The sequence below is a fragment of the Mesorhizobium sp. M7A.F.Ca.CA.001.08.2.1 genome (genome assembly GCF_003998455.1).
GTDB classification, from domain to species: Bacteria; Pseudomonadota; Alphaproteobacteria; order Rhizobiales; family Rhizobiaceae; genus Mesorhizobium; species Mesorhizobium ciceri.
Map to the genome: position 1 here is coordinate 1 of NZ_RZPW01000367.1, position 6,061 is coordinate 6,061.

Consider the following 6,061-nt stretch of genomic DNA (forward strand, 5'->3'; position numbering starts at 1 on the left):
CTGTTGAGCGGAGCAAAACGCTGCTGGCCGGCCCCGGCGCCGCCACGGCCGTCGCCGATGCGGTAGGTGCCGGCACTGTGCCAGGCCATGCGGATGAACAGCGGCCCGTAATGGCCGAAGTCGGCCGGCCACCAATCCTGCGAATCCGTCATCACCTGGTGCAGGTCCTTGATCACCGCATCGAGATCGAGCGACTTGAATTCCTCGGCATAGTCGAACTCTTCGCCCATCGGATCCGAAAGGTTCGATTGCTGATGCAGAACGCCAAGGTCCAGTTGGTTCGGCCACCAGTCACGGTTCGTCCTGCTGGAGGATCCGTGCGCAACGGGGCATTTGCCGGCACTGGGATCATCGGTCTGTGCGTCCATGTTCTTCTCTCCGATCGTGGCTGAGTTGAGCTGTTCAACTGCTGCGTGAACAGGAACACAAAAATGTCCCTGTAGGCGGTCCGTTTCATGGCTGGCGCGATGACCTGAGCCCGATACGCGACCGAATATGTTGGATGTCCTGTTGCTGCGGGCATGCGCCTCACCAGGCGGTCCCGGCTGCTCCTCATCTTCGTTACGACTCCTATAGCAAAGCCGCTTGATTAATTTAAGTTGGATTTCCTGATTGCAGCGATAAGATGACATTATGACAAACCTGACGCTGAAGCAGCTGCGTTATTTCGAGGCGCTGGCCCGGCACAATCATTTCGGCCGCGCCGCCGATGCCTGCTCGATCTCGCAGCCCGCCATCTCGGTGCAGATCCGGGAGTTGGAGGAAACGCTGGGCACGGAGCTTTTCCAAAGAGGCCCACGCCAGGTCCGGCTGACCAATTTCGGCGAGGAATTCGCCTTGCGCGTCCGCGACATCCTGCGCTCGGTGGATGAGCTGACGGATCTGGCCCGCGCCTCGCGCGACCGGCTGGTGGGACGGTTGCGCATCGGCGTGATCCCGACGATCGCACCCTACCTCCTGCCTGCCATCATCGGCAACCTCGCCCGCATGCATGACGGGCTCGATATCCACGTGCGCGAAACGCAAACGCAGAAGCTGATCCAGGAACTGGCCGACGGCCGGCTCGACGCGGCCATCGTCGCCTTGCCGGTGTCGGAACCCTCGCTGACGGAAATCGTGCTGTTTGCCGAGAACTTCGTGCTGGTCCGGCCCGGCGAGGACGAGGGAAAGCCGGTCCCCAACCGCGAAATGCTGCGCGAGATGCGGCTGCTTCTGCTGGAGGAAGGCCATTGTTTTCGCGATCAGGCGCTGTCGTTCTGCAACATGCATTCGGCGCGGCCTAGGGAGTTGCTGGACGGCAGCTCGCTGTCGACCCTGGTGCAAATGGTCGGCGCCGGTGTCGGCGTCACCTTGATTCCCGAAATGGCCGTGCCGGTGGAGACGCGCTCGGCGGCGGTGTCTGTCGCCCACTTTGCCAACCCCCAACCTTCGCGGACGATCGGCATGATCTGGCGCAAGACAAGCCCGATCGCCAAACAGCTGATGCTTATATCCGAAGTGGTTCGCCAGGCGGCCGAAACGTTGCGCGCGCAGCACAATCCGGCATCGGTTGAGCTGAACCTGGTAGCAGCCGCCCAATGAAGGCTTGGCTGACCCGATCGTCAGCCTGCCGCGCGGAACCGGATCTCGCCCTTGTTCAGGAAGCAGGTCTTGTTGAACAGCGACAGATCCAGAGGGTTAGGCAACCGCACATCGCCGATATCGGGAACCGGCTTCTGCGCCGGGTCGTAGGACCGATCGATCTGCGAGATGAAGACGAGGATCAATCCCCTGTCGCCGGCAAACGCCTTCAGCGTGCGAACCTGCGCCATCAGCTCCGGATTCTGCCGCTTCTGGTCGAGCAGTTGCAGGTAGTCGATCACCACCAGCGTGCCGCGCGGCGCCGAGCCCAATGCCTTGACGATGTAGTCGGCGCTGATGGCGTCGGAATTGTCGAACACGAACCGGTCGTTGAACTGCACCGGGTCTGCCCCGATGGCTCGAAACCGGTCGAGCACATCCCGCTGCGTATACTCCAGCGTGAAGAACACGCCCCGACTGCCGGACTTCATGGCTTCGATTGCCAGTTCGAGACTCATCAGCGTCTTGCCGTGGCCGGGTCGTGCACCCACCAGGACCAGATCGCCGGGCGCAAGTTGCGCAAACAGTGTGCCGGCACGCGCCGCCCCGGCTGCCTTGGCCGCAAGCAGGCTCCAACTGGCGAAGCCTTCCCGTACTGCAACACGGTCAAGCGCTTCGTGGAGCGGAATTTTGGCCTCGCGGGACAAAAGCCTGGCTTGACGCTTCAGATGATAGACGGGCGCGGACAGTTTCATGACAAACCTCCTGGTGCGAGCCGTTTTCGCAACCCCTCCTTATGCCAAGCGCTCGAACAGTTGGTTCGGTGATGAGAGAGCCCTGCATGGATGATGCTTTCCCGGCGGAGGGAGGAGGCGTGAGCCACGCCAGAATCAGATGATAGCTCAATCCCTGCGTATCGAAAATCGCGGAACTCGAGAGATCAGGTTCCGAACTCGCGGCTTTTCGCGATAGGAATTTTTTCTTGACTCCCTGCACTCAGCTATGGTACATATTTGTCCATGGTGCTGATTTGCGCCAATGGCCCGCCGCACAGGCGGGTTTTTCGTTTGATGCTCCGTCAGCCAACGCGCCGACGAGCTCGAAGGAACCCGCCAACCCGAGTTCGTTGCCCTGCTTCAAGGATACGAAGACGTCCGCCGCAAGCCTGGAGCCAGCATGTCGGCGTAGGGCCGTTGCATGCGTCGACCTGCTTTGCGGATCTTCATGCGGGTACGCTAAACAAGATGTGTTTCGCCTGATAATGCGAGGCCATCTATGATCGATTCTCGCGGCAAATACCGCAAGAAATCGCCATTCGCTTCGACAGGAGAATTGATCCGTGCGGTTGAGATCTGTTTGTCTGGGCGTCGTCGCCAGCTTTTTCGTCGCCGTCATCGCCGTGACGGTGTCCGCTCGATCCTTTGCCGCATCATCTGACGTTCCGGCCTGGTTGCAGGCTCATGTCGGCAACAGCGACGGCCAGATCTCACAAATTGTCCTCGAACGAGCCCGCGCGCTTTATCGGAAGAAGGTCGCCCAAGGGGCCGTCAAGAACCCCTGCTACTTCGCCATGGATGCGACACGCCCCAGCGATCTGGGCAATGGCGTGCTCGGCCGCCGCTACTACGTCATCTGCGAGGCCAGCGAGTCCTTCCGCGCGATTTCGTCGGGTCATGGCAGCGGGCGGAATCTGAAGGGCGTCGTCGATTTTTCGAATGGCAGCGGTGCGCTAGGAACTTCGGCAATGCGATGGATTCATCGTTGACGGCCGGCGGCGCCTATATGACCCGCGAGGCGAAAACCTCGTTCAAGGGTTATTACCGCACTGGTGCGAAACGGGACGTGGCTTTCCAGCGCACCTTCATCCAGTTCGACGGCGAAGGCGAAGCCGCGAACGCCAGGCAGCGGGTGATCGGCGGCCACGCAGCCCAGGTGCTGCACGGCCTGTGCCTGCGCAAAAATCCGAACAGCTCGCATGCCGACCATGACGGCTTCGTACCGTTCGGCAAGCTGGTGGATTATGCCGGCGGTCGCAGCAATGGCTGCACCAGTTGGTCGCCGGCGGATGCGCAGCAGATTATCCCGATGGTCAAGGACAATCCGACGACGCTCTACATCTACCCGGAATCGCGCGACATCGCCGCGGTCGCAGCCAACCATTCACAGCCGGGCGCCTATTGGAACGCGTCCTGCCTGAAGGAAATCGGCACACCGAAATTCTGGCCGCGAAAGACCCTCGAGCCGATCATCGCCCAATACAGGAAGGATCATCCGGCACCGCCGCCGCAGCCAGTGCCGATTTGCACGCAGCCGTGACGTCCGCTTCGGCATGCGAACCATGCGCATTGATCAGCAACCCGTCGTGAACCGGTATCGATCCCGATCTCCGAGGTTTGGCAGCGTCTGACTCCCCTCGCGTCGTCGATGTCGGTAGCCAAAGGCTGGGATAGGTTCATTTGTAACCTCGGCGCGTTGGTCCCCAGAGACAACGCGCGCCCATGGCGCGGACGGCCGCCGCCGGACCAAGGGTACCCGCGGCAGGAAGGAAGCGGCACAGAAGGCTGCCAGAACGCGAACACATCACGCTTACATTGAACGTCTTCTTCGAGGACTGGCGCTCCGGGTGACGACTATGATCGAGACATGGGTAATCGCCTGCGCCTCGCACCTTCCCGCCGCGTTGTATGTCGCGAACGGATCGGGAGTGGCTGAATGCTCCCGGCGAGGACAGTTCCCGGTGCCGTGTCCAGGCCGATTGGTTGGAACCAACGGCCTGCTCTCCAGTTAGAAAGCCAGCAAGTCTGGTTGTAGCCTTGCCGCCATGTGACCGACGGTTTCAAGGCCACCGATTGAGCTTCGGAAGCGTGGAGAGCACGCTTGATGGAGAAAATCATGAACCAATGGTCAAACGCCAAGCTCTGTGACGTAGCAAATCTGGTCCTCGGAGCAATTCTCTTCTTCTCTCCATGGATATTCGCCTTAGCGGCGGGGACACAGTCCCAGAATGCCATGGGCAGCGGCATCGTGATTGTCGTGCTTTCGGTTGCCGCCCTCTTCGCCTTTGCTGTCTGGGAGGAATGGCTGAACCTCGTTGTGGGTCTTTGGGTAGTTGTGTCTCCCTGGGTGCTTGGATTCCAGGCAACCACAGCCATGGGCGTGCATGTTGTAATCGGCGTTCTGGTCGCGGTTCTGGCTGCGATCGAGCTGTGGATGATGAACCAGAACCCGCCGACGCAGTCTACGGCCTAGCAGGACTGGGCGTCCTTGCGGCGGCCTGATCGTGACGGATTGGCCGCCGACAAATTGGCATCCCGCTGGGTCGCCGATGATGGTGGAAAATCATCTGACGGTGGCCCCCGGGAGGCCAGCGTGCCTGCCGCCGCAACCTCGGCTGCACAGCCGCTGACGACAGCCCTGCAGACAGCGTCGCCGAAAGCCAGACAACAGGAGGTATGCCGACATGAAAGCAATCCGCATCCACGCTTTTGGCGGACCTGAGGTCCTTTCGATCGATCAGGTCCCCTCGCCTCAGCCGCTTGACGACGAGGTTGTGCTCAGGGTCCGCGCCGCAAGCGTCAATCCGATCGACTACAAGACCCGCGAAGGGTCGGTGAGCGAGACCCTGCCGGTCACGCTCGGGCGCGACGTATCCGGCACGGTGGAAATATGCGGTACGCGGGCGCATACGTTGAAGAAGGGCGACCCGTTGTTTGCGATGCTTGGTCATGACCGGGGCGGCAATGCCGAATATGTCGTGGTCAAGGCGACGGAGGCGGCTGCCAAACCGGATCGTCTAAGCCATGTCGAAGCCGCGGCGGTGCCGCTTGCCGGCATCACCGCATGGCAAGGCCTTTTCGACCATGGCGGCCTCAAATCCGGACAACGGGTTCTCATCCATGGCGGCGCCGGCGGCGTCGGTCATCTGGCGATCCAGCTGGCCAAGGCCGCGGGCGCGTTCGTCGCGACAACCGTTTCCGCCGAGGACGTCGTTTTCGTGCGTGAGCTTGGCGCCGATCAGACGGTCGACTACAAGAATCAGCGTTTCGAAGAGGTCGTCGATGCGGTCGACCTGGTGTTCGATCTTGTCGCGGGCGACACGCAGGAGCGCTCCTGGGAGGTGCTCAAGCCTGGCGGGACGCTCGGTTCCACGCTTTCCCAACCGTCGCAGGAAAAGGCAAACTTGCGTCGGGCGCGTGGCGTCTCCTACCTGGCCGAGCCGAATGCGGCGCATCTTGCCGAGATCGGCCGCCTCATCGAGGCCGGCAAGGTCACCCCCTTCGTGCAAGCCACCTACCCTCTTGGAGAGGTCGCCAAAGCGGAAGAACGGCTGGAAAATGAGCATGTGCGTGGCAAGATCGTGCTTGAGGTTTCCGCCTAGAGCGGTTCACGACTTGATGGAATCGTAGGGGATTCCCGATTTGTGAGTTTTGTGATTCAAGATGCTGGCTGGAGTGGAGGCCAGCATCTGATGACGCGACCTTTTTCCAATGATCTTCGCGAA

Annotated in this window: 4 protein-coding genes and 2 pseudogenes; 4 read left to right on the plus strand and 2 right to left on the minus strand. The window is 61.1% G+C overall.

What is annotated here, in order from left to right:
• A pseudogene (locus EN914_RS20795) lies at nt 1-368 on the minus strand (catalase-peroxidase); the annotation flags it as partial.
• 265 nt (nt 369-633) lie between these two features.
• On the opposite strand from EN914_RS20795, the gene EN914_RS20800 reads away from it, so the two are divergent.
• Nucleotides 634-1,581, plus strand: a complete 948-nt coding sequence (locus EN914_RS20800; RefSeq protein ID WP_013530140.1) for a hydrogen peroxide-inducible genes activator — start codon at nt 634-636, stop codon at nt 1,579-1,581.
• A 20-nt stretch (nt 1,582-1,601) separates the two neighbouring features.
• Here EN914_RS20800 and EN914_RS20805 read toward each other — a convergent pair whose 3' ends face one another.
• Nucleotides 1,602-2,315 carry a DNA helicase gene (locus tag EN914_RS20805; protein ID WP_024505481.1) on the minus strand — a complete coding sequence of 238 codons (714 nt, stop codon included), beginning with the start codon at nt 2,313-2,315 and terminating at the stop codon, nt 1,602-1,604.
• Nucleotides 2,316-2,899: 584 nt separating this feature from the next.
• Between EN914_RS20805 and EN914_RS20810 the strand changes: the two are divergent.
• The 3 genes and pseudogenes from EN914_RS20810 to EN914_RS20825 all read left to right on the plus strand — a co-directional run bounded on the left by EN914_RS20810 (nt 2,900) and on the right by EN914_RS20825 (nt 5,938).
• A pseudogene (locus EN914_RS20810) lies at nt 2,900-3,876 on the plus strand (hypothetical protein).
• 564 nt (nt 3,877-4,440) lie between these two features.
• On the plus strand, nt 4,441-4,809 hold the full coding sequence (locus EN914_RS20820) for an SPW repeat protein (RefSeq protein ID WP_081714443.1): 369 nt from the start codon (nt 4,441-4,443) through the stop codon (nt 4,807-4,809).
• A 211-nt stretch (nt 4,810-5,020) separates the two neighbouring features.
• Complete coding sequence (locus EN914_RS20825) at nt 5,021-5,938, plus strand: NADP-dependent oxidoreductase (protein ID WP_127389233.1); 918 nt, start codon at nt 5,021-5,023, stop codon at nt 5,936-5,938.
• The last annotated feature ends 123 nt before the right edge of the window (nt 5,939-6,061 follow it).

Excerpts from the sequence above, each read along its gene's own strand:
- EN914_RS20800 (WP_013530140.1), top strand. The coding sequence starts at position 634 with ATGACAAACCTGACGCTGAAGCAGCTGCGTTATTTCGAGGCGCTGGCC.
- EN914_RS20805 (WP_024505481.1), bottom strand. The coding sequence starts at position 2,315 with ATGAAACTGTCCGCGCCCGTCTATCATCTGAAGCGTCAAGCCAGGCTT.
- EN914_RS20820 (WP_081714443.1), top strand. The coding sequence starts at position 4,441 with ATGGAGAAAATCATGAACCAATGGTCAAACGCCAAGCTCTGTGACGTA.
- EN914_RS20825 (WP_127389233.1), top strand. The coding sequence starts at position 5,021 with ATGAAAGCAATCCGCATCCACGCTTTTGGCGGACCTGAGGTCCTTTCG.